This is a genomic window from Micromonospora sp. CPM1, from assembly GCF_023896895.1.
Classification (GTDB): domain Bacteria; phylum Actinomycetota; class Actinomycetes; order Mycobacteriales; family Micromonosporaceae; genus Micromonospora; species Micromonospora tulbaghiae.
This window is the reverse complement of the sequence record NZ_JAMHIU010000008.1, coordinates 181801-203057: the sequence shown is the minus strand read 5'-3', so window position 1 is coordinate 203057 and position 21257 is coordinate 181801. Positions and strand designations below refer to the sequence as shown.

The 21257-nt window shown below is 73.5% G+C and carries 20 protein-coding genes; 9 read left to right on the top strand and 11 right to left on the bottom strand.

Translation table 11 applies throughout. The features are described 5' to 3' along the window. Positions 1-7 precede the first annotated feature (7 nt). Positions 8-1570 (bottom strand): IMP dehydrogenase, encoded by a 1563-nt coding sequence (guaB, locus tag M8C11_RS12525; RefSeq protein ID WP_252449629.1) that lies wholly within the window; start codon positions 1568-1570, stop codon positions 8-10. A gap of 197 nt (positions 1571-1767) precedes the next feature. Here guaB and M8C11_RS12520 point away from each other — a divergent pair, with 197 nt between their 5' ends. After that, positions 1768-2172: a DUF5319 domain-containing protein gene (locus M8C11_RS12520; RefSeq protein ID WP_120573145.1), complete on the top strand. Its 405-nt coding sequence runs from the start codon at positions 1768-1770 to the stop codon at positions 2170-2172. 12 nt (positions 2173-2184) lie between these two features. On the opposite strand, the gene M8C11_RS12515 is transcribed toward M8C11_RS12520, so the two are convergent. Continuing rightward, positions 2185-3003 carry a response regulator transcription factor gene (locus M8C11_RS12515; RefSeq protein WP_252449628.1) on the bottom strand — a complete coding sequence of 273 codons (819 nt, stop codon included), beginning with the start codon at positions 3001-3003 and terminating at the stop codon, positions 2185-2187. A gap of 252 nt (positions 3004-3255) precedes the next feature. Here M8C11_RS12515 and M8C11_RS12510 point away from each other — a divergent pair, with 252 nt between their 5' ends. After that, positions 3256-3639, top strand: coding sequence for a WhiB family transcriptional regulator (locus M8C11_RS12510; RefSeq protein ID WP_030501539.1), 384 nt, complete (start codon positions 3256-3258; stop codon positions 3637-3639). Between the two features lie 188 nt (positions 3640-3827). On the opposite strand, the gene M8C11_RS12505 is transcribed toward M8C11_RS12510, so the two are convergent. The 3 genes from M8C11_RS12505 to groES form a co-directional block, all read right to left on the bottom strand. Further along, positions 3828-5546, bottom strand: a complete 1719-nt coding sequence (locus M8C11_RS12505; protein ID WP_252449627.1) for a sulfite oxidase — start codon at positions 5544-5546, stop codon at positions 3828-3830. Positions 5547-5669: 123 nt separating this feature from the next. Continuing rightward, a complete protein-coding gene (groL, locus tag M8C11_RS12500) occupies positions 5670-7316 on the bottom strand; it encodes a chaperonin GroEL (protein WP_252449626.1) in 1647 nt (548 codons plus the stop codon). Between the two features lie 70 nt (positions 7317-7386). Further along, the gene (gene groES / locus M8C11_RS12495; RefSeq protein WP_018222648.1) at positions 7387-7701 is read right to left on the bottom strand and encodes a co-chaperone GroES; all 315 of its coding nucleotides are present in this window, start codon (positions 7699-7701) and stop codon (positions 7387-7389) included. Between the two features lie 254 nt (positions 7702-7955). Here groES and M8C11_RS12490 point away from each other — a divergent pair, with 254 nt between their 5' ends. The 7 genes from M8C11_RS12490 (at position 7956) to M8C11_RS12460 (ending at position 15174) form a co-directional block, all read left to right on the top strand. After that, positions 7956-9155 carry a methyltransferase domain-containing protein gene (locus M8C11_RS12490; protein ID WP_252449625.1) on the top strand — a complete coding sequence of 400 codons (1200 nt, stop codon included), beginning with the start codon at positions 7956-7958 and terminating at the stop codon, positions 9153-9155. A 56-nt stretch (positions 9156-9211) separates the two neighbouring features. Then, positions 9212-9691 carry a Cys-tRNA(Pro) deacylase gene (ybaK, locus tag M8C11_RS12485; RefSeq protein WP_145754042.1) on the top strand — a complete coding sequence of 160 codons (480 nt, stop codon included), beginning with the start codon at positions 9212-9214 and terminating at the stop codon, positions 9689-9691. A 204-nt stretch (positions 9692-9895) separates the two neighbouring features. Further along, positions 9896-10999 carry a sugar ABC transporter substrate-binding protein gene (locus tag M8C11_RS12480; protein WP_135242027.1) on the top strand — a complete coding sequence of 368 codons (1104 nt, stop codon included), beginning with the start codon at positions 9896-9898 and terminating at the stop codon, positions 10997-10999. 63 nt (positions 11000-11062) lie between these two features. After that, on the top strand, positions 11063-11875 hold the full coding sequence (locus M8C11_RS12475; protein WP_120573138.1) for an ATP-binding cassette domain-containing protein: 813 nt from the start codon (positions 11063-11065) through the stop codon (positions 11873-11875). Beyond that, positions 11872-13131, top strand: coding sequence for a sugar ABC transporter permease (locus M8C11_RS12470; RefSeq protein WP_120573137.1), 1260 nt, complete (start codon positions 11872-11874; stop codon positions 13129-13131). Before M8C11_RS12475 ends, M8C11_RS12470 begins: the two co-directional genes overlap by 4 nt. A 31-nt stretch (positions 13132-13162) precedes the next feature. Beyond that, a complete protein-coding gene (locus M8C11_RS12465; protein ID WP_121685460.1) occupies positions 13163-14338 on the top strand; it encodes an ROK family protein in 1176 nt (391 codons plus the stop codon). Positions 14339-14436: 98 nt separating this feature from the next. Continuing rightward, positions 14437-15174, top strand: coding sequence for a DUF4142 domain-containing protein (locus M8C11_RS12460; protein WP_120573135.1), 738 nt, complete (start codon positions 14437-14439; stop codon positions 15172-15174). 50 nt (positions 15175-15224) lie between these two features. On the opposite strand, the gene M8C11_RS12455 is transcribed toward M8C11_RS12460, so the two are convergent. The 6 genes from M8C11_RS12455 to tsaB form a co-directional block, all read right to left on the bottom strand. Next, entirely contained in the window at positions 15225-16994 is a 1770-nt protein-coding gene (locus tag M8C11_RS12455) for an ABC transporter ATP-binding protein (protein ID WP_252449624.1), read from the bottom strand. Next, positions 16991-18697 carry an ABC transporter ATP-binding protein gene (locus tag M8C11_RS12450; protein ID WP_252449623.1) on the bottom strand — a complete coding sequence of 569 codons (1707 nt, stop codon included), beginning with the start codon at positions 18695-18697 and terminating at the stop codon, positions 16991-16993. The genes M8C11_RS12455 and M8C11_RS12450 overlap by 4 nt, the downstream gene beginning before the upstream one ends. Before the next feature lie 70 nt (positions 18698-18767). Then, entirely contained in the window at positions 18768-19022 is a 255-nt protein-coding gene (locus M8C11_RS12445; RefSeq protein WP_091426737.1) for a hypothetical protein, read from the bottom strand. Positions 19023-19039: 17 nt separating this feature from the next. Beyond that, complete coding sequence (tsaD, locus tag M8C11_RS12440; protein WP_252449622.1) at positions 19040-20086, bottom strand: tRNA (adenosine(37)-N6)-threonylcarbamoyltransferase complex transferase subunit TsaD; 1047 nt, start codon at positions 20084-20086, stop codon at positions 19040-19042. A gap of 5 nt (positions 20087-20091) precedes the next feature. After that, positions 20092-20565 (bottom strand): ribosomal protein S18-alanine N-acetyltransferase, encoded by a 474-nt coding sequence (gene rimI / locus M8C11_RS12435; RefSeq protein WP_252449621.1) that lies wholly within the window; start codon positions 20563-20565, stop codon positions 20092-20094. Further along, positions 20562-21239: a tRNA (adenosine(37)-N6)-threonylcarbamoyltransferase complex dimerization subunit type 1 TsaB gene (gene tsaB, locus M8C11_RS12430; RefSeq protein WP_120573130.1), complete on the bottom strand. Its 678-nt coding sequence runs from the start codon at positions 21237-21239 to the stop codon at positions 20562-20564. The genes rimI and tsaB overlap by 4 nt, the downstream gene beginning before the upstream one ends. Positions 21240-21257 lie beyond the last annotated feature (18 nt).

Here is a 21257-nt window from a genome sequence, read left to right as displayed (position 1 = left end):
TGGTGGGTCAGCGGGAGTGGTAGTTGGGCGCCTCGACGGTCATCTGGATGTCGTGCGGGTGGCTCTCCTTGAGCCCGGCCGCGGTGATCCGGATGAGCTGGCCACGCCGGTGCAGCTCCGGGATGCTCTCCGCGCCCACGTACCCCATCGCGGCGCGCAGCCCGCCGGTGAGCTGGTGGGCGACGGCGGACAGCGGACCCCGGTAGGGCACCTGACCCTCGACGCCCTCCGGGACCAGCTTGTCCTCGGCGAGCACGTCCTGCTGGAAGTAGCGGTCCTTGGAGTAGGACTTGCCCTGGCCGCGCGACTGCATCGCCCCGAGCGAGCCCATCCCCCGGTACGCCTTGTACTGCTTGCCGTTGATGAAGATCAGCTCACCGGGGCTCTCCTCGCAGCCGGCGAGCAGGCTGCCGAGCATCACCGTGTCGGCGCCGGCCACCAGGGCCTTGGCGATGTCGCCGGAGTATTGAATGCCGCCGTCGCCGATCACCGGCACGCCGGCCGGGCGGGCGGCGCGGGCCGCCTCCATGATCGCGGTGATCTGGGGTACGCCGACCCCGGCGACGATCCGGGTGGTGCAGATGGCGCCCGGGCCGACGCCCACCTTCACGCCGTCCGCGCCGGCCTCGACGAGCGCCTTCGCGCCCGCGTACGTGGCGATGTTGCCGCCCACGATGTCGATGGTGACGTCCCGCTTGAGCCGGGCGACCATCTCCAGCACGGCCCGCTGGTGGCCGTGTGCGGTGTCCACGATGACGACGTCCACGCCGGCGTCGACGAGCGCGCGGGCCCGCTTGTAGCCGTCCTCGCCCACGCCTACCGCTGCGGCGACCCGGAGCCGGCCCGCGTCGTCCTTGGTGGCGTTCGGGTACTGCTCGCTCTTGGTGAAGTCCTTCACGGTGATCAGGCCGCGCAGCTTGCCGCCCGCGTCCACGATCGGCAGCTTCTCGATCTTGTGTTGGCGCAGCAGGCCGAGCGCGTCGTCCTTGCTCACGCCGACCGGGGCGGTGATCAGCGGGGTGCGGGTCATGATCTCGCGCACCGGCGTGGCCGGGTCGGAGACGAACCGCATGTCGCGGTTGGTGACGATGCCGACCAGCTGGCCCTGCCCGTCCACCACCGGCACGCCGGAGATGCGGTAGCGCCCGCAGAGCGCGTCGACCTCGCGCAGCGTGTCGTCCGGGCTGGCGGTCACCGGGTTGGTGATCATGCCGGACTCGGAGCGCTTCACCAGGTCGACCTGGAGCGCCTGGTCCTCGACGGAGAGGTTGCGGTGCAGCACGCCGATGCCGCCCTGGCGGGCCATGGCGATCGCCATCCGCGCCTCGGTGACCGTGTCCATCGCGCTGGACAGCAGCGGCACGGTCAGCTCGATGTTGCGGGTGAGGCGGGTGCGGGTGTTGACGCGGCTGGGCACGACGTCCGACTCGCCCGGCTGGAGCAGTACGTCGTCGAAGGTCAGCCCGAGCGGCACCACCCGGGCCGAACCGGCCGGCAGCTCGGGCAGATGACCACCCAGCTCCCCGCCGTCGGTGCCGGCCGGGATCTCGGTGCTGGGCGAATTCTCCACGATTGCTCCCCTGAGCTGGTCGAACGGGCTGCAGCGAGGCGGCGCGCGGGGGCACCGGCAGGCGCCTGGTGACGGCGCGTCGCCTCATCGTACCCACCTACCCGTCCCGGCCCGGGCAGCGGCGGGCCCGAGGGTAGGCCGGGCCACAGCACGGGCTGGGGCGGGCTTTCCGGCGGCTCGGGGTCTACGGTGAGGGGGTGCACGACGAGCCCATCGACCCGTTCAACGGCGACCCGGCCGATCCGGCTGCCGGCCTGCACGATCCCGGCGACGACGACGCGCTCGACCCGCTGACCGAGGTCGAGCGCCAGGACGTCCTGGAGGATCTCGCCGATCTGGAGATCTACCAGGCGTTGCTCCAGCCGATCGGCGTGCGCGGCCTGGTGATCGAGTGCGAGGACTGCCGCGAGCCGCACTACTTCGACTGGGACCTGCTGCGCGGCAACCTGCGCCACCTGCTCAACTCGGGGCGTCCCCGGGTGCACGAGCCGGCCTACGACCCGGACCCGGACCACTACGTGAGCTGGGACTACGCCCGCGGCTACGCCGACGGCGTGCACGACACCCTCACCGAGGGCACCGACGACTCCGCGTCGGAGTGACTCCCGCCGGGGTCAGGCGACCAGGCCGGCCCGGAATCCGGCCGCCACGGCGTGCGCCCGGTCGCGCGCGCCGAGCTTGCGGAACAGCCGCCGGGCGTGCGTCTTGACCGTGTCCTCGGAGACGAACAGCTCCCGCCCGATCTCCGCGTTGCTCTTGCCCTCGGCCATGCCGAGCAGCACCTGAAGCTCCCGCTCGGTCAGCCCGATCGCGCTGCGCGGCGTCCGCGCCGGCCGCTGGGCCGCGCCCGTCCGGGGCGCCTCCGCGCCGTCGGCCGCCGCCGGGTCGTCCGGGTCCTCGCCCCGTTGCACGGGCACCACCGTGGGCAGGCCCGCGGCGTCCACCGGGGCCGGCGCCGGCCAGCCGGGCCCACCCTGGGTACGCCCCGGCGCCGCCGACCGGGTCGGCCCGCCGACCGCCGCCGCGTCCCGGGCGGTGTCCGCCACCCGGTGCCGGTTGCTCCGGCCGGGGGCGGAGAGCAGCAGCAGCGCCTTGGCGACCGCGCTGGTCAGGTCGTGGTCGGCGTTCTGGATCAGCCCGCGCGCCCCGGCGCTGATGGTGGCCGCCGCCGACTCCGACTCCTCGGCGCCGAGCAGCAGCACCGCCGCCTGCGGGGCGCGGGCGAGCACCCGCCGGACGAAGCCGGCGCTGTCCGGCCGGGTCAGGGCGGTGTCGGCGAGCACCACGTCCACCGGACGCTCGGCGAGCCGCAACATCACCTCCGGATCGGAGACGGCCGTCCGGACGACGCCGGACAGCCCGAGCCGCGCCGCCGCGGAGGTCAGATGCTGGGCCGCCAATGGTGTCCGAACGCACACAAGAACACTACGCACAGTGGTCTCCTCTCCGACTCAGAGCAGACCATGCGGAGGTGGGGTCGGGAGGGGGTTCCGGGCAATCATCCGAACTTTTCCGACAGATGGGGCATATGCCGCCGAGTGTCCGAGGTTTTCGATCACAGATGTGTGAGGCGCGGACCGCTCGGGTACCGAGGGGTTCATCCGGAACCGGCATCCCGCGCGGACCGCCGCCCGGTAGCTGGCCACGAACATTCTCCGCGGTGCCGCGCGGGAGGAGGGGTGCTGATGTCGAACGTACGTAGGCTGCCTGGACCGATCGACGAGCTCTGGGACTGGCAGCGGCTCGGGGCCTGCCGTGGCCGCGACAGCGCGCAGTTCTTCCACCCGGACGGCGAGCGCGGCTCCTCCCGGCTCCGCCGCGAGATGGGCGCCAAGTCCGTCTGCCGCGCCTGCCCGGTGCGCGCCGAGTGCGCCGCGCACGCGCTCTCCGTGCGCGAGCCGTACGGCGTCTGGGGCGGGTTCAGCGAGTCCGAGCGGCTGCGGCTGCTCGCGCTCGGCTGGGAGGACCTGGCCGACCGCCGGCAGACCCGGGTGGACATCGCCCGGCTGGAGGCGCGCCTCGGCCGCCCGCACAACACCGCCGTGCCGGACCAGCGCAAGGTCGCCTGACCGGCTCCACTACCCCCGACGCCGCGCCCCGGACCCCGGGGCGCGGCGTCGTGTCGTCCCGCCCCGGCCCGCCCCCGCGTGATCAACACCAGCTCGGCGAAGTGGCCATATCGCGGAGCCTCTGATGCCACCACTTCGGGGAGCTGGTGTTGATCAAGGAGATGATGCCGCCACGCGGCGGTTGGTGGTCAGGCGACGGTGACTCTTACGGTGTGCCATCCCGTCGCGCCGTCGGGGGCGACCGGGGCGCGCTGTTCCGTCTGGGTCTCGCCCGCCGTGTCGGTCGCCCGGACCTGGAGCGTGTGCTCGCCCGGCGTCGCGTCCCACCGCCAGGACCACTGCACCCAGGTGTCCGCCGACACCGCCGGGGCGAGCGTCGCCTCCTGCCACGGGCCGCCGTCGGCGCGTACCTCGACGCGGCGGATGCCACGGTGCTGCGCCCACGCCACGCCCGCCACCGTCACCGGGCCGGCGGCCGGGCGGCTGCGGGGCCGGGGCGTGTCGATCCGGGACTGCGTCTTGATCGGGCCCTGCGCGGACCAGCCGCGCGGCACCCAGTACGCGTCGAAGTCGGCGAAGCTGGTCAGCTCCAGCTCGGTGAGCCACTTGCAGGCCGACACGTACCCGTAGAGGCCGGGCACCACCATCCGCACCGGGAAACCGTGTTCGATCGGCAGCGGCTCGCCGTTCATGCCGACCGCGAGCAGCGCGTCCCGCCCGTCGCGCAGCACCGACGTCGGCGTGCCGCAGGTCCAGCCGTCCACCGCGCGGCCGACCACCTGGTCCGCGCCGTCCTCCGGGCCGGCCTCGTCGAGCAGTTCCCCGATCGGCACGCCGAGCCACCGCGCGTTGCCGATCAGGTCGCCGCCCACCTCGTTGGAGACGCAGGCGAGCGTCACGTACCGCTCGACCATCGGGCGGGCCAACAGGTCGTCGAAGCTCAGCTCGATCGGGTTGCGTACCCGACCGTGGATGCGCAGCCGCCAGGTGGCCGGATCGACCTGCGGCACCACGAGCGCGGTGTCGATCCGGTAGAACTCCCGGTTCGGCGTGACGTACGGCGCGAGCCGGGGCAGCGACAGGTCCGCTCCGGCCGGCACCTGCGGTGCGGGGGCGGCCGGGGCGGGCAGCGTCACCGCCTCCCGGGCCGCCGACACGCCGCGCCGGCCGGCCAGCCAGTGCCCGCCCAGCCCGGCCACCGCCGCCGCGCCGGTGAGCAGCCCGGCGCCACGCAGGAACCGCCGCCGCGACTCCGCGTCGTCGTCGTGCCGGACCGGCTCCCAGCCGCCGGGGGTCTCCCCCTCGCGGGCGAGCGCGGCGACCGCCGGGGGCGGCGCGGACGGCGGCGTGGCGCGGGGTGCCCGGTCACCGTCCGCCGGCTCCGTCCCGCGCTCCGCCGGATCGGTCCCGGCCCGGTCGCGTCGCACCGCGTCGAACCGATCCCGCCCGGACCGCTCCCGGCGCGCCGGATCGGCGCTCAGCGGCCCGGCCACGAAGGCCCAGAGCGTCAGCGCGCCGAGTCCGCCGCCGACCAGGGCGGGCAGCGCGTCGAACGCGTTGGCGCCGGCCCGGGTCAGCGCGGCGGCGACGCCGAGCACCGTGAACGCGGCGACCCCGGCCAGGCCGAGCACCAGCCGCCGGGCCGCCGTCAGGCCGAGCAGCGCCCCGAAGGCGGCCAGCAGCAGCGCGGTCCCCACCAGCAGGGCGATCTTGTCGTACGTGCCGAAGACGTCGATGGCGAACTGCTTGAGCGGCTCGGGGACCAGGTCGACGACGAGTCCGCCGACGGCGACGAGCGGAGCGGACCGGGGACCGGTCAGGACCGCCACGGGTTCGGCGGTGCCGAGGGCCACCACGGTGGCGACGACACCGGCCGTCGCCGCGCGGCGGCGGGAGAGGGTGCTCACGGCGTCCAGTCTGGTCGACCCGCCGGGCCGGCTGCCAATGTCGTCAGCGTTCCGTAAGCAGATACGCGTCAGGGCACACCACCGGGTCGGCGGTGTGCCCTGACGTCGGGCGTGCTCTTCGGGTCAGAAGCCCGGGCCGTGCTGGTGGCCGTGACCGTGCGAGTGGCCGTGCCCACCGGCGGCGGCCGGCTCCGGCTCGGCCGGCTTCTCCACCACGAGGCTCTCGGTGGTGAGCAGCAGGCCGGCGATCGAGGCGGCGTTGCTGACCGCGTTGCGGGTCACCTTCACCGGGTCGATGATGCCGGACTTGGCCAGGTCGACGTACTCGCCGGTGGCGGCGTCGAGGCCGTTGCCCCAGTCCTGGCCGACGACCTTCTCCACCACCACGTAGCCGTCGTGGCCGGCGTTCTGCGCGATCCAGCGCAGCGGCTCGACGAGCGCCTTGCGCACGATCGAGACGCCGACCTTCTCGTCACCGGTGAAGCCCAGGTCGTCGTCGAGCACCGGCAGGATCTGGGCCAGGGCGGCGCCGCCACCCGGGACCGTACCCTCCTCGACCGCGGCCTTGGTCGCGGCGATGGCGTCCTCGATGCGGTGCTTGCGCTCCTTCATCTCGACCTCGGTGGCCGCGCCGACCTTGATCACGGCGATGCCGCCGGAGAGCTTCGCCAGCCGCTCGGCCAGCTTCTCCCGGTCCCACTCGGAGTCGGAGGCCTCGATCTCCTTGCGGATCTGCGCGACCCGGTCGGCGACCTCGGAGGCCTGCCCGCCACCGTCGACGACAGTGGTGTTCTCCTTGTCGACCACGACGCGGCGGGCGGTGCCGAGCACCTCCAGGCCGACCTGGTCGAGCTTGTAGCCCAGCTCCGGGGCGACCAGCTCGGCGCCGGTCAGGATCGCCATGTCCTGGAGCATCGCCTTGCGGCGGTCGCCGAAGCCGGGGGCCTTGACGGCGCAGACCTTGACGGTCTTGCGCAGCGCGTTGACCACGAGCGTGGACAGGGCCTGGCCCTCGACGTCCTCGGCGACGATGAGCAGCGGCTTGTTGTTCTGGAGGACCTTCTCCAGCAGCGGCAGCAGCTCCTCGATCGCCGAGATCTTCTGGGTGGTGATCAGGATGTACGGGTCCTCCAGGACCGCCTCCTGCGCCTCCAGGTCGGTGACGAAGTTCGGCGAGATGAAGCCCTTGTCGAACTGCAGACCCTCGGTCACCTCCAGCTCGGTGGTGAGCGCGGAGCCCTCCTCGACGGTGATGACGCCGTCGCGGCCGACCTTCTCCATCGCCTCGGCGATCAGCTCGCCGATGGCGGCGTCCTGCGCGGAGACGGTCGCGACGTGCGCGATCGACTCCTTGCCGGCGACCTCGACGGCCTTGCCGAGCAGCGCCTCGGAGACCTTGGCGGCCGCCGCGTCGATGCCCCGCTTCAGGCCGATCGGGTTGGTGCCGGCGGCCACGTTGCGCAGGCCCTCGCGGACCATGGCCTGGGCCAGCACGGTGGCGGTGGTGGTCCCGTCGCCGGCGACGTCGTTGGTCTTGGTCGCCACCTCCTTGACCAGCTGCGCGCCGAGGTTCTCGTACGGGTTGGTGAGCTCGATCTCCTTGGCGATGGTCACGCCGTCGTTGGTGATCGTGGGCGCACCGAACTTCTTGTCCAGGACGACGTTGCGCCCGCGCGGGCCGAGGGTGACCTTCACCGCGTCCGCGAGGGCGTTGACACCGTGCTCGAGCAGGTGCCGGGCGTCGTCCGAGAAGCTGAGGATCTTCGCCATCAGTATCCCTTCGAAGCGACGTTGCCCCGGCCCGGCGAGCCGGACCGGGGCAACGACACTGATCGGTTGCTTACTTCTCGATGACCGCGAGGACGTCGCGGGCGGAGAGCACCAGGTACTCCTCGCCGGCGTACTTGACCTCGGTGCCGCCGTACTTCGAGTAGAGGACGGTGTCGCCGACCTTCACGTCGATCGGCACGCGGTTGCCCTTGTCGTCGATCCGGCCCGGGCCGACAGCGAGGACGGTGCCCTCCTGCGGCTTCTCCTTGGCGGTGTCGGGGATCACGATGCCCGAGGCGGTGGTGGTCTCGGCCTCGTTCGCCTGGACCACGATGCGGTCCTCGAGCGGCTTGATCGCAACCTTGGTCGCGGTAGTCACGGGCATACCCTCCCGGGTACTTGGTGTCGTTGCCGGCCGGCATGCCGACCAGCGTCAATCTGCCACATGCCACCGGGCGGGGCCGTCGTCGCGGGTGCCGGTCCGCCTGGCGCTCAACCCCCGGGCACGAGGCTCGGGTGTTGGCACCCTCAGGGTGAGAGTGCTAATCGCAGGTTATTCCTCGGCTAGCACTCCGTCAAGGAGAGTGCCAACGCGTCGCCCTCCGTGTCGCGCCGGAACCGGGCCGGGAGAATGAGCGCGTGGATCTCGACCAGCTCGCCGCACTGCGTACCCCCGAGGGGTCGGCGGCGCTCGCCGCGGCCGAGCGGGTGGCCGGCGGCGACCCGCTGGCGGCGGCGGCCGCGCTGCGCTCGGCCGGCCTTCCCGGCGGGCTCGCGGCGGCGGCGCTCACCCAGGCCGAGCTGCGCCGCCGGGCGGCCGGCAAGTTCGGCGCGGCGGCGGCCGGGATGTTCCTCACCCGGGCGGGGCTGGAGCAGGCGACCCGCCGCGTGGTCGCCGACCGGCGCGCGGCACGGCTGCGCGCCGCGGGCGTGACCACGCTGGCCGACCTGGGGTGCGGCCTGGGGGCCGACGCGCTCGCCGCGGCCCGCGCCGGCATCCGGGTGTACGCGGTGGAGGCCGACCCGGTGACCGCCACGATGGCCGCCGCGAACGCCGAGGCGGCCGGGCTCGCCGATCTGGTGACGGTCTCCTGTGGTGACGCCACGGCGTTCGACGTGACCGGGGTGGACGCGGTGTTCTGCGATCCGGCCCGGCGGCGGGCGGGCACCGGGCGGCGCGTCTTCGACCCGAATGCCTACTCGCCGCCGTGGGACTTCGTCACCGGCCTGGCCGCGCGGGTGCCGCGCACGGTGGTGAAGGTGGCGCCCGGGCTGGACCACGCGCTCATCCCGGGCGGCGCCGAGGCGGAGTGGGTGAGCGTGGACGGCGACCTGGTCGAGGCGGCGCTGTGGTGCGGCGAGCTGGCCGAGGTCCCGCGCCGCGCCACGGTGCTGCGCGAGCGCGACGACGCGGTGTCGCTCCTCACCGGCACGGGCGCGCAGGAGGCGCCGGTGGGACCGGTCCGGCGGTTCCTCTACGACCCGGATCCGGCTGTGGTGCGCGCGCACCTGGTCGCCGAGCTGGCCGCCGACCTCGACGCCACGCTCGCCGACCCGTCGATCGCCTACCTGTACGGCGACCAGGCCCGGCCCACCCCGTTCGCCCGCTGTCTGGAGATCACCGACGTGCTTCCGTTCTCGCTCAAGCGGCTGCGCGCCCTGCTCCGGGAGCGGCGGGTCGGCCGGGTCGAAATCCGTAAGCGCGGGTCGGCGCTGGAGCCGGAGAAGCTGCGCCGCGACCTGCGACTGTCCGGCGACGAGGCGGCCGGTCTGGCGCTGACCCGGGTGGCCGGCGACCCCACGGTGCTCGTCTGCCGGCCGGTTCCGGCCGGCGGCTGACCCCGGCGCGCGGTTTCGGCTCGCGGTCGGCCGACAGCCGGGCTAGCTTGACGCCCATGGCGGGCCCCGGCACTCCGGCGATCGCGTTGCTGAGCAAGCGGAAGATCGCCCACAGCACCCACACCTACGACGTGTCGCCGGACGCGCCGAACTACGGCGCGCTCGTGGCGACCGCGCTCGGGGTGGCGCCGGAGCGCGTGTTCAAGTCGCTCGTCACCGAGGTCGACGGCGGGCTGACGGTGGCGGTGGTGCCGGTGACCGGCGAGCTGGACCTGAAGGCGCTCGCCGCCGCGGCCGGCGGCAAGCGGGCCACCATGGCGGACCGGGCGACCGCCGAGCGGGCGACCGGGTACGTCCGCGGCGGCATCAGCCCGCTCGGGCAGCGCAAGCGGCTACCGACGGTCATCGACGCCTCGGCGCTGGCGCATCCGACGGTGTACGTCTCGGCGGGTCGCCGGGGGTTGCAGGTGCAGCTCGCGCCGACGGATCTGGTTGCGCTCACCGGGGCGACGACGGCATCGATCGCCGCCATCTGAGCGGGGTCGTGACGGTACGTGTGGGAGCGTTCCCGGAACGCGCTCTCCCGGTGGTGTCCCGTGGGTGACAACCGCGTTGCTGAATTGTTACCGCCGCCAACAAACTTCTGACCTCGGCAGTCTTGCGGCGCATGGGAAACGGGGAATACGTTGCCGGACACAACAAAACATCACCACTCCCCCACCTCCGAAAGGACCCTGCACATGCGCAAGGGCTTCCTCACCTTCGCGGCCGTCGGTCTTCTCGCGACCGGCAGCATGGCCGCATGCGGTGACAACGGCGGTTCTTCCGACGAGGCCGGCGGCTCCAACGCCAAGAAGCCGAAGATCGGCGTGATCCTGCCGGACAGCAAGTCCTCCGCCCGCTGGGAGGGCGCGGACCGCAAGTACCTCAAGGCGGCGTTCGACGCGGCCGGCGTCGAGTCCGACATCCAGAACGCGCAGAACGACAAGACCGCGTTCCAGACCATCGCCGACCAGATGATCACCAGCGGCGTCAACGTCCTGATGATCGTCAACCTGGACTCCGGCACCGGCAAGGCCGTGCTCGACAAGGCCAAGTCGCAGGGCGTCGCGACCATCGACTACGACCGGCTGACCCTGGGCGGCTCCGCCCAGTACTACGTCAGCTTCGACAACGAGGCGGTCGGCAAGCTCCAGGGCGAGGGCCTGAGCAAGTGCCTGACCGACAAGGGCGTCAAGAACCCGTCGATCTCGTACCTCAACGGCTCGCCGACCGACAACAACGCCACCCTGTTCAAGAACGGGTACGACTCGGTGCTCAAGCCGAAGTTCGACTCGAAGGAATACACCAAGGTCGCCGACGACCCGGTGCCGGCCTGGGACAACGCGCAGGCCGCCACGATCTTCGAGCAGCAGATGACCAAGGCCGGCGGCAAGATCGACGGCGTGCTCGCCGCCAACGACGGTCTCGGCAACGCGGCCATCTCGGTGCTGAAGAAGAACAAGCTCAACGGCAAGGTCCCGGTGACCGGTCAGGACGCCACCAAGGAGGGCCTGCAGAACATCCTCGCCGGTGACCAGTGCATGACCGTCTACAAGGCGGTCAAGAAGGAGGCGGACGCCGCCGCCGAGCTGGCCATCGCGCTCGCCAAGGGCGAGAAGAAGGACACCGGCCAGACGGTCAAGGACCCGGAGGGCAACCGGGACGTGCCGGCCGTGCTGCTCGAGCCCAAGGCCATCTACAAGGACAACGTCAAGGACGTGGTGGCCGACGGCTACGTCACCAAGGAAGAGCTCTGCACCGGTGCCTTCGCGAAGCTCTGCACCGACGCCGGCGTGAGCTGACCCACCCGCCTCAGGCGGCGCCGGACGGGATCCGAGACCTCCCTCCGCCCAAAGGAGAACCCCGTGTCCGCAACCCCCCTGCTGGAGCTACGCGGGATCGACAAGAGCTTCGGTCCCGTCCAGGTGCTCCGCGACGTCGCCTTCGCCGCGCACCCCGGCGAGGTGACCGCGCTCGTCGGCGACAACGGCGCCGGCAAGTCGACCCTGGTCAAGTGCATCAGCGGCATCCACCCCACCGACGCCGGCGAGTTCCTCTTCGACGGCAGGCCGGTGACCATCAACAGCCCCCGCGACGCCGCCGCGCTCGGGATCGAGGTCGTCTACCAGGACCTCGCGCTCTGCGACAACCTCGACATCGTGCAGAACATGTTCCTCGGCCGGGAGAAGCGCAGCGGCATCGTGCTCGACGAGCCGACCATGGAGCAGATGGCCGCCGAGACGCTCGCCGGCCTGAGCGTGCGCACCGTGAAGTCGCTGCGCCAGCACGTGGCCAGCCTCTCCGGCGGCCAGCGGCAGACCGTCGCCATCGCCAAGGCCGTGCTCTGGAACAGCAGGCTCGTCATCCTGGACGAGCCGACCGCCGCGCTCGGCGTCGCGCAGACCGCCCAGGTGCTGGAGCTGGTGCGCCGGCTGGCCGACAACGGCCTGGCCGTGGTGCTCATCTCGCACAACATGAACGACGTCTTCGCCGTCTCCGACCGGATCGCCGCGCTCTACCTCGGCCAGATGGTCGCTCAGGTGAAGACCACCGACATCACCCACTCGCAGGTGGTCGAGCTGATCACCGCCGGCCGCTCCGGCAGCCTCGGCCTCACCGGCGAGCCGGGCGGCAACGGCGCCGCGCCCGCCGACACCACTCCAGGAGCCGTCCGATGACCGCCATCGTCGTGAAGAAGGAAGGCCCGGCCGGTGTCACACCGACACCGACCATGAGCAGCCACGTGAACAACTACTGGCGCCGGGTACGCGGCGGCGACATCGGCGCGCTGCCCGCTGTGGTCATGCTCGTGGCGCTGGCGGTGGGCTTCTCGATCGCCCGCCCGTCGTTCTTCACCGCCGGCAACCTGGCGAACCTGTTCACCCAGGGCGCGGCCGTCACGCTCATCGCCATGGGCCTGGTCTTCGTCCTGCTGCTCGGCGAGATCGACCTCTCCGCCGGCTTCGCCAGCGGCGTCTGCGCCGCGATCCTGGCCAATGTGGTCACCGTGCTCGGCTACCCCTGGTACGTGGCGGTGCTCGCCGCCGTCGTCACCGGCGTGGTCATCGGCACCGTGCTGGGCCTGCTGGTCGCCAAGGTCGGCATCCCGTCCTTCGTGGTCACGCTCGCCGGGTTCCTGGCCTTCCAGGGCGTCGTGCTGACGCTGATGGACGAGGGCGCCAACATCGCGATCCGCGACGACGTGCTCGTCGCGATCGCCAACCGCAACCTCACCCCCGCGCTGGGCTGGGCGCTGGCCGCGGTGGCAGTCGCCGGGTACGCGGCCGTGCAGTTGCTGCGGTACCGCAACCGGGCCGCCCGCGGCCTGCTCACCGACCCGATCGCGGTGGTCGCCGCCCGGATCGCCGGCCTCGCGGTGATCCTCGGCGTCGCTGTCTACGTGCTCAACCTGGAGCGCAGCCGCAACGTGCTGATCACCTCGCTCAAGGGCGTGCCGATCGTGGTGCCGATCATCGCGGTGCTGCTGATCGTCTGGACGTTCGTGCTCCAGCGCACCAGCTACGGGCGGCACATCTACGCGGTCGGCGGCAACGCCGAGGCGGCCCGCCGGGCCGGCATCAACGTCGACCGCATCCGCATCTCCGTCTTCGTCATCTGCTCCTCGATGGCCGCCATCGGCGGCATCGTGGCCGCCAGCAGGGGCAACTCCGTCGACCCCAACACCGGGGGCAGTAACGTACTGCTCTACGCCGTCGGCGCGGCGGTGATCGGCGGCACCAGCCTCTTCGGCGGCAAGGGCCGGATCCTCGACGCCGTGCTCGGTGGCGCGGTGGTCGCGGTCATCGACAACGGTATGGGACTGATGGGATACAGCTCGGGCGTGAAGTACGTGGTCACCGGCGTGGTGCTGCTCGCCGCGGCGACGATCGACGCGCTGTCGCGTCGGCGGGCCGCCGCCACCGGCAACCGCTGATCAGGGGTACGGAAACACCATGGCAGTGGCAATGCGCGCGGGCCCCAGTCAGGACGAGATCCGTCGGCAGAACCTGGGCGCATTGCTCCGCTACGTACACGTTCACGGGGCCACCACCCGCGCCGAACTGACCACCGCGCTCGGACTCAACCGCAGCACCATCGGCGCGCTGACCGCGGACCTGGCCGGCGCCGGTCTGGTCAGCGAGGGGACGCCGAAGGAGACCGGCCGGGCCGGACGACCGTCACTCGTCGTCCGGCCCGAGTCGGAACGGGTCTACGCGTACGCGTACAGCGTCGAGGTGGACCGGCTGCGGGCCGCGCGGGTCGGGCTCGGCGGTGAGGTGCTCGACCGCCGGGAGATGGACCGGCCGCGCAACCTGGTCGCCGGGGAGGCCGCCCCGCTGCTCGCGGGCGCGGTCAAGGAGATGCACCAGTCGGTGCCGGCGGACGCGGTCTGCGTGGGCGCCGGGCTGGCGGTCTGCGGCATGGTCCGCCGGGAGGACGGTCTGGTCCGGCTCAGCCCGACCACCGGCTGGGTGGACGAGCCGATCGGCGCCGCGCTCGCCGTCGAGCTGGGGATAGACGTACCGATCACGGTGGGCAACGTGGCCGACGTGGCCGCGTACGCCGAGCACGCCCGCGGCGCGGCGGTCGGCTGCGACAACGTCATCTACCTCTACGGCGACGTCGGTGTGGGCGCGGGCATCATCGCCGGAGGGCGGCGGCTGACCGGGCACGGCGGCTACGGCGGCGAGGTCGGCCACATGGTGGTGGTCCGCGACGGGGTGCGCTGCGACTGCGGCCGGCGCGGCTGCTGGGAGACCGAGATCGGCGAGCACGGGCTGCTGCGCGCCGCCGGCCGGTCCGAGGCACGCGGCCGGGACGCGCTGCTCGCCGTCTTCGACGCCGCCGACCGCGGCGACGCCCGCGCCCAGACCGCGGTACGGCAGGCCGGTGACTGGCTCGGCTTCGGCGTCGCGAACCTGGTCAACATCTTCAACCCGGAGATGGTCATCTTCGGCGGCACCATGCGCGACCTCTACCTGGCCTCCGCCGCGCAGGTGCGCAGCCGGCTCAACTCCAACGGGCTGCCCGCGTGCCTGGAGCACGTGCGGCTGCGTACCCCGAAGCTCGGTGACGACGCGGCGCTGATCGGCGCCGCCGAGCTGGCGTTCGAACGACTCCTCGCCGACCCGCTGAACTGATCGGCCCGCCGATCCGTACCAGTGTGCGGACGGGCGGCCGGCTTGCGCGGCCGTCCACGACCCCGCGTACCGGTCCGGACCGAGGAGGCACCGCAACCATGGCATCGCTGGAATCCGCACGCCGCAAGCTGGCGCACCGGGTGGTACTGCTGCTCGCCGCGCTGGGCGCGGGGATCGGCGTCGTTCCCGGGACGGCGCAGGCCGCACCCAACCCCGGCGTGCAGATGAACGCCGCCGACATGACGCTGCTCAACGGCGTACGGCTGGCCGGGCTGTGGGAGATGCCGGCCGGGCAGATGGCGGCCGAGAAGGGCCAGTCCGCCCGGGTACGCGAGGTCGGCGCGGAGATCGCCAAGCAGCACGCGGAGCTGGACCAGCTGGTGGTCGAGGCGGCCAACAAGCTCGGCGCCACCCTGCCGACGGATCCGACGGCCGAGCAGCAGGGGTGGCTGACCGAGATGCGGAACGCCACCGGCGCCCGGTTCGACCAGATCTTCGTCACCCGGCTGCGGGTCGCCCACGGCAAGATCTTCCCGGTGATCGGCGCGGTCCGGGCCAGCACCCGCGACCCGATCGTGCGCAAGCTGGCCGAGGACGCCAACACGTTCGTCAACGACCACATGACCATGCTGGAGAGCACCGGGCTGGTGCGCTGGCAGCAGTTGCCACCGGCCGCGCTGCCGCCCGCGCAGAGCGACTCGCTCGTCGCCGCCGCCCAGGCCAACGTGGGCAGCGGTGGTGGGCTCCAGGTCGGCACCGGGGTGGTGTGGGCGGTGTTCCTGATCGCGCTCGGCACCGGCGGGTACGCGACCTGGCGGCTGACCCGCCGTTCGTGACCCGTCCGTCGAGCGGGCCCCGGCACGTCGCCGGGGCCCGTCGCGCGTCCTCAGCCGTGCCAGGAACGCCACAGCGCGGCGTACGAGCCACCGGCCGCGACCAGCTCGTCGTGTGATCCCAGCTCGGTGATCCGGCCGTCGGCGACCACCGCCACACGGTCCGCGTCGTGCGCGGAGAAGAGCCGGTGCGCGATGGCGATGACGGTACGGCCCTGAAGCACCGCCGCCAGCGACCGTTCCAGGGCCCGGGCCGCCCGCGGGTCGATCAGCGAGGTTGCCTCGTCCAGCACCAGCGTGTGCGGGTCGGCGAGCACCAGCCGGGCCAGCGCGAGCTGCTGCGCCTGCGCCGGGGTGAGCGGGTGTCCGCCCGCGCCGACCTGCGTGTCGAGCCCGTCCGGCAGGGCCAGCGCCCAGTCCAGCGCGTCGACGGCGGCCAGCGCCGCGCGTACCCGCTCCGGGTCGGCGTCCGGCCGGACCATCGCCACGTTGTCGGCGAGCGTGCCGATGAACACGTGGTGCTCCTGACTGACGAGCGCGACATGGGTACGCAGCTCGGCCAGGGGCATCCCGGCCAGCGGGCGGCCGTCCACCGTCACCGTGCCGGCGTTCGGCGCGTGCACGCCGGCCAGCAGCCGGCCCAGCGTCGACTTGCCCGCCCCGGACGGGCCGACCATCGCCAGCCGCTCCCCCGGCCGGGGTTCCAGCGTCACGCCGTGCAGCACGTCGTGACCCGGGCGGTACGCGTACCGGACGTCGTGCGCGGCGAGCCGGCCGTCGCCGCCCGCACTGCCCCGAGCGGCGGTGCGCTCGTCCGGCGTGCCGGATGCCCTGGTGCGCTCGTCCGGCTCGGCCGCCACCCCGAGCAGCCGGGCCAGCGAGGCGCCGCCGACCTGGAACTCGTCCAGCCAGCCGAGCAGCCGCTCGATCGGGTCGGTGAGCTGCTGGGCGTAGAGCGTGGCGGCGGTGACCTGACCGAGGCTGGCCCAGCCCTTCAGGTGGAACCAGCCGCCGATGAGCAGGGTCGCCACCATCGGCACCAGGTAGCCGAACTCGGCCACCGGCCAGAACACGGTCCGCAGGTGGAGCGTGTAGCGCTCGGCCGCGTACGACCGGCGGATGTCCGCGTCGCCGCGGGCCCGGCGGCGGGCCGCCTGCCGCAGCGCCTCGGTGGTCCGCGCCCCCTCGACCGTCTCGCTGATCCCGTCGGTGATGTCCGAGTAGGCCGCGTTCTCCCGCAGGTAGCCCTGCGGCGCACGGCGCAGGTACCAGCGCGTGCCGGCCCACAGCACCGGCACCGCCAGCAGGCTGGGCAGCGCCAGCAGCGGACCGGTCAGCAGCAGCGCGCCGAGGATCAGCAGCACGGTCAGCGCCGCGATGAGCGTCTCCGGCCCGGCGAACCGGACCGTACGGGACAGCGCGGCGACGTCCCGCGAGGTGCGGGTGAGCAGGTCGCCGGTGCCGGCCCGCTCGACTGTGGCCAGCGGCAGCGCGAGCACCCGGTCGACGAACTCCTCCCGCAGCTCGGCGAGCACCCGCTCACCGAGCCGGGCCGAGGCCAGGTGCGCGAAGCGGACCAGCACCGCCTGCACCACCACGAACGCGGCGATGGCCGCCACGACCCGGTCCACTGTCGTCGCGGCGATGCCCTGGGAGATCCCCTGCACCAGGTCGCCGAGCAGGCGCGGGGCGACGAGCCCGGCCCCGGCGGCGAGCGCGTGCAGGCCGAGCGCGGCGGCCAGGCCACGCGGGTGACGGCGGATCAGCTCGCGCACGTACCGGCGGACCTGGGCGATGTCGGCGACGGGCAGCGCGTTGCTCATCGGTCCTCCTCCCGGCTCACCGTGGCGGCGTAGCGCGGCTCGGCGGCGAGCAGTTCCTCGTGCCGGCCCTCGGCGACGACCTTGCCGTCCTCCACGAAGACCACGTGGTCGGCGTGGCCGAGCACCAGCGGGCTCGTGGTGCAGACGAGCGTGGTCCGGCCGTGGCGGGCCGGACCGAGCCGTTCGGCGATGCGCGCCTCGGTGTGCGCGTCCACCGCGCTGGTCGGCTCGACCAGGATCAACGTCTCCGGGTCGGCGACGAGCGCGCGGGCCAGCCGCAGCCGTTGCCGCTGCCCGCCGGAGAACTCCCGGCCGCGTTCGGCGACCTCGCCGTCCAGGCCGCCGGGCAGCGCCTCGACGATGTCGGTGGCGCTCGCCGCGGCCAGCGCCGCCTCGACGGCGCCGGGCTCGGCCCGGTCGTGCGGGTCCAGCTCCGTGCGCAGCACGCCGCTGAACAGCTGCGCGTCGTTGTCGGCCACCAGGATCCGCTCCCGCACCGTCGCCAGTGCCACGTCCCGCAGCGGTACGCCGTGCAGCGTGACGTCCCCGTCGGCGTACCGGCCGAGCCGGTCGGCGATCTCGGTGGCGTCCTGCGGGGTGGCGGTGGCCAGCGCGGTGAGCCGGCCCGGTCGCAGGACGAGTCCGGAGCGTACGTCCGCCAGCTCGCCCGGACCGGCCGGCACCGGCCCCGGGGTGGCCGGGTCGGTGAACTCCGGCGCGAGCCGCAGCAACCGGACCACCCGGCGGGCCGCCACGTGTCCCCGGGTCAGCTTGTCGGCCGCCTCGGTGAGGTTGCGCAGCGGGCTGACCAGGAACGCGGTGTAGCCGTAGAACGAGACCAGCTCGCCGGCGCTGATCTCGCCGCGCAGCGCGAACCGGGCGCCGAGCCAGGTCACCAGCACCACGAAGACGCCGGGCAGCAGGATCTGCGCGGCCTGCAGCAGCGACTCGACCCGGGCCACCCGCAGCCCGTCCGCGCGCAACGCCTGCGAGCGTTGCCGGTAGCGCTCGGACAGCACCGGCTCACCGCCGACTCCGCGCAGCACGCGCAGGCCGGAGACGATGTCCGCGGCCCGGGCGGTGAGCCGGCCGGTCGAGTCCCGGTACGCGGCCTGCTGCCGGTGCAGCGGGCGGATCAGCAACGCCACGAGCGCCATCAGCAGCGGCACCCCGAGCACCACCACGAGGCCGAGCGGCTGGGAGGCGTTGAGCAGGATCACCGCGACGGTGACGATGCCGACCACCGAGCCGGCGCCACGGGCGGTGATGTCGATGGCGCTGCCGATGTGCTCGATGTCGGCGGTGCCGATGCTCACCACCTCGCCCGCCGCGACCCGCCGGGGCAGCGCGGCACCGAGGCGGTTGGTGGCGTCCACCGTCACCTGGACGGTGCGGTAGGCGGCGCCGAGCCAGTTGTGCACCGCGCAGCGGTGGCGCAGGATCCCGGCGACGGCCTGCACCAGACCCAGCCCGAGCAGCGCCAGACTCCAGCGCACCAGCGCGTCCGGGTCGCGTTGGGCCAGGCCGGCTTCCACGGCGCGGCCGAGCACAGCCGGCACCAGCGCCTGGGCCAGCATCCAGATCACGCCGAGCGCGAGACCGGCGCCGAAGATGACGGGGTGCCGCCCGGCGAGCCACACGAGGTATCGGGTGGCCGACCGCGCGTCGGGGGTGCCGGGATCGCCGGCCGGTGAGAAGCGCATGGCCCACCGACGCTAGGTGCCGGGGCGACCCGTGCGCCAACCAATTCCGGCCGTCGTGACGGCCGTCGCGTCAGCGGTCGACCTGGGTGAAGTCCCAGCTGTGCGGCGGGCGGGCGATCAGGCGCGCCGGCGGCTCCGGCAGCTCCCGGGGGTTGTTCCGCCACTTGGAGATGACCACGAGCCGGTGGTCGGTGGAGGAGAACACCTCGCTGGAGACGTGCATCGGGTCGTGCTCGAACTCGGGCAGCGCGGTCTCGCAGACCCAGGTGATCAGGTCGGCGAAGCCGTACGGCTCGGCCTTGGCCTCCCACATGCGGACGATCATGTCGGTCCCCTCCCCGCTCACACGCTGACCACTGTCAGCGGCATCGCCGAGTCGGCCGGCAGGTCCAGCCGGCTCGGCGCGACGCCCGCGGCCACCAGGTGCGAGCCGAGCGCGGCCACCATCGCGCCGTTGTCCGTGCAGAGCTTCGGCCGGGGCGTACGCACCCGGATGCCGTGCCTGCCGGCCCGCTGCTCGGCCATCGCCCGCAGGCGCGAGTTGGCGGCCACGCCGCCGCCGATCACCAGCGTGTCGATGCCGCTGGTGCGGCAGGCGTCGATCGCCTTGCCGACGAGCACGTCGCAGACCGCCTCCTGGAAGGACGCGGCCACGTCGGCGACCGGGACCGGCTCACCGGCCCGCTGCCGCGCCTCCACCCAGCGGGCCACCGCCGTCTTCAGACCGGAGAAGGAGAAGTCGTACCGGTGCCCGGCCAGGTCCTTCGGGGCGGTCAGCCCGCGCGGGAACGCGATCGCCGCCGGGTCGCCGGCGCGCGCCTCCCGGTCGATGTACGGCCCACCGGGGAACGGCAGCCCGAGCAGCCGGGCCACCTTGTCGAACGCCTCCCCGGCCGCGTCGTCGATGGTCGCGCCGAGCGGCACCACGTCGCGGGCCAGGTCGTCGACGCGCAGCAGCGAGGAGTGCCCGCCGGAGACCAGCAGCGCGATGGCGGGCTCGGGCAGCGGGCCGTGTTCCAGCGTGTCCACCGCGACGTGCGCGGCCAGGTGGTTCACGCCGTACACCGGCTTCTCCGCCGCCACCGCGTACCCCTTGGCGGCGGCGACCCCGACGAGCAGCGCGCCGGCCAGGCCCGGCCCGGAGGTCACGGCGATGGCGTCGATGTCGGCGAGGGTGACGCCCGCTTCGCGCAGCGCCCGGTCCATGGTCGGCACGATGGCCTCCAGGTGGGCGCGGCTGGCCACCTCGGGCACCACGCCGCCGAACCGGGCGTGCTCCTCGACGCTGGAGGCGAGCGCGTCGGCGAGCAGCGTGTGCCCGCGCACGATGCCCACGCCGGTCTCGTCGCAGGAGGTCTCGATGCCGAGGACCAGGGGTTCGTCAGCCATGCGCGTCAGTCCTCGTTGCGCTGCATGACCAGCGCGTCGGTGTTGCTCGGTTGGTAGTAGCCGCGCCGTACGCCGATCGGCTCGAAGCCGTACGTGGCGTAGAGCCGTTGCGCGGGCGCGTTGTCCGCGGCGACCTCCAGCAGCGTGCTGCGGGCGCCGCGCCGGGCCGCCTCGGCGAGCAGCGCCTCCAGCAGCAGCCGGCCGATCCCCCGGCGCTGGGCGTCCCGGCGGACCGCGACGTTCTGCACCCACGCCTCGTCGGGCGGGGACACGGCCAGCCCGGCGTAGCCGAGCACGGCGCCGTCGTCGCCGGTGGCGTCGTCGTCGGTGGCGTCGTCGTCGGTGGCGACCAGGTAGAAGTGCCCGTTGGCGAGTTCGTTCCAGAACATCGCCGCCGACCACTGCTCGGCGCCGAACAGGTCCGCCTCGATGGGCAGCACCTCGTCGATGTGCCACCAGCGGAACCGGCCCAGCCTCATGGCAGGACCGGCTTGTGGCCGGTGGCCGCGACCGCGTCCGGGCGACGCAGGTAGAGCGGGGTGAGCGTCTCGCCGGGCGCGCCCGCGCGGATCCGTGGCGCCGCGAGACGGGCCAGCGCCAGCGGGTCCGGGTAGCGCGGCTCGTCGCGCACCGGCAGCCCGAGCACGTCGGCGTACCGGTGCGCGCCGTCGCCGACCGCGACGGTGACCGCCAGTTCGCGCGCCCGCTCCGCGACCACCGCCGGGGCCGCCACCTCCGGGCCGGCCAGGCGCTGGCCGGCGCCGTCGTAGACGGCCCAGTAGATCTCCCGGCGCCGCGCGTCGCTCGCCGCCAGCACCGGCTCGCCGGCGGCCGCCGGGTGGCCGAGCCCGTCCAGCGAGCAGACGCCGTACGTGGGTACGCCGAGCACCTGACCCATGGTGGCGGCGGTGACCAGCCCGACCCGCAGCCCGGTGAACGGACCCGGGCCGAGGCCGGCGACGATCGCGGCCAGGTCGGCGGGCCGCGCGCCGACGTCCGCCAGCACGGCGTCGACCTGCGGCGCGAGCAGCTCGCCGTGGGCGCGGGCGTCGACGGTGCACCGGGACGCGCGGAGCGCGACGCCGTCCGCCGAGACCTCGGCCAGGGCGGCGGTCACCGCGGGCGTCGAGGAGTCCACCACGAGTACGAGCACGGTGAACCAGCCTAGCCG

Bases quoted from the DNA above. Each gene is read 5' to 3' on its own strand.
- M8C11_RS12480 (WP_135242027.1), top strand. From the start codon at position 9,896: ATGCGCAAGGGCTTCCTCACCTTCGCGGCCGTCGGTCTTCTCGCGACC.
- M8C11_RS12445 (WP_091426737.1), bottom strand. From the start codon at position 19,022: ATGATCGTCCGCATGTGGGAGGCCAAGGCCGAGCCGTACGGCTTCGCC.
- groES (WP_018222648.1), bottom strand. From the start codon at position 7,701: ATGCCCGTGACTACCGCGACCAAGGTTGCGATCAAGCCGCTCGAGGAC.
- M8C11_RS12460 (WP_120573135.1), top strand. From the start codon at position 14,437: ATGGCATCGCTGGAATCCGCACGCCGCAAGCTGGCGCACCGGGTGGTA.
- rimI (WP_252449621.1), bottom strand. From the start codon at position 20,565: ATGAGGCTGGGCCGGTTCCGCTGGTGGCACATCGACGAGGTGCTGCCC.
- M8C11_RS12465 (WP_121685460.1), top strand. From the start codon at position 13,163: ATGCGCGCGGGCCCCAGTCAGGACGAGATCCGTCGGCAGAACCTGGGC.
- M8C11_RS12455 (WP_252449624.1), bottom strand. From the start codon at position 16,994: ATGAGCAACGCGCTGCCCGTCGCCGACATCGCCCAGGTCCGCCGGTAC.
- M8C11_RS12470 (WP_120573137.1), top strand. From the start codon at position 11,872: ATGACCGCCATCGTCGTGAAGAAGGAAGGCCCGGCCGGTGTCACACCG.
- M8C11_RS12510 (WP_030501539.1), top strand. From the start codon at position 3,256: ATGTCGAACGTACGTAGGCTGCCTGGACCGATCGACGAGCTCTGGGAC.
- groL (WP_252449626.1), bottom strand. From the start codon at position 7,316: ATGGCGAAGATCCTCAGCTTCTCGGACGACGCCCGGCACCTGCTCGAG.
- M8C11_RS12450 (WP_252449623.1), bottom strand. From the start codon at position 18,697: ATGCGCTTCTCACCGGCCGGCGATCCCGGCACCCCCGACGCGCGGTCG.
- ybaK (WP_145754042.1), top strand. From the start codon at position 9,212: ATGGCGGGCCCCGGCACTCCGGCGATCGCGTTGCTGAGCAAGCGGAAG.
- tsaD (WP_252449622.1), bottom strand. From the start codon at position 20,086: ATGGCTGACGAACCCCTGGTCCTCGGCATCGAGACCTCCTGCGACGAG.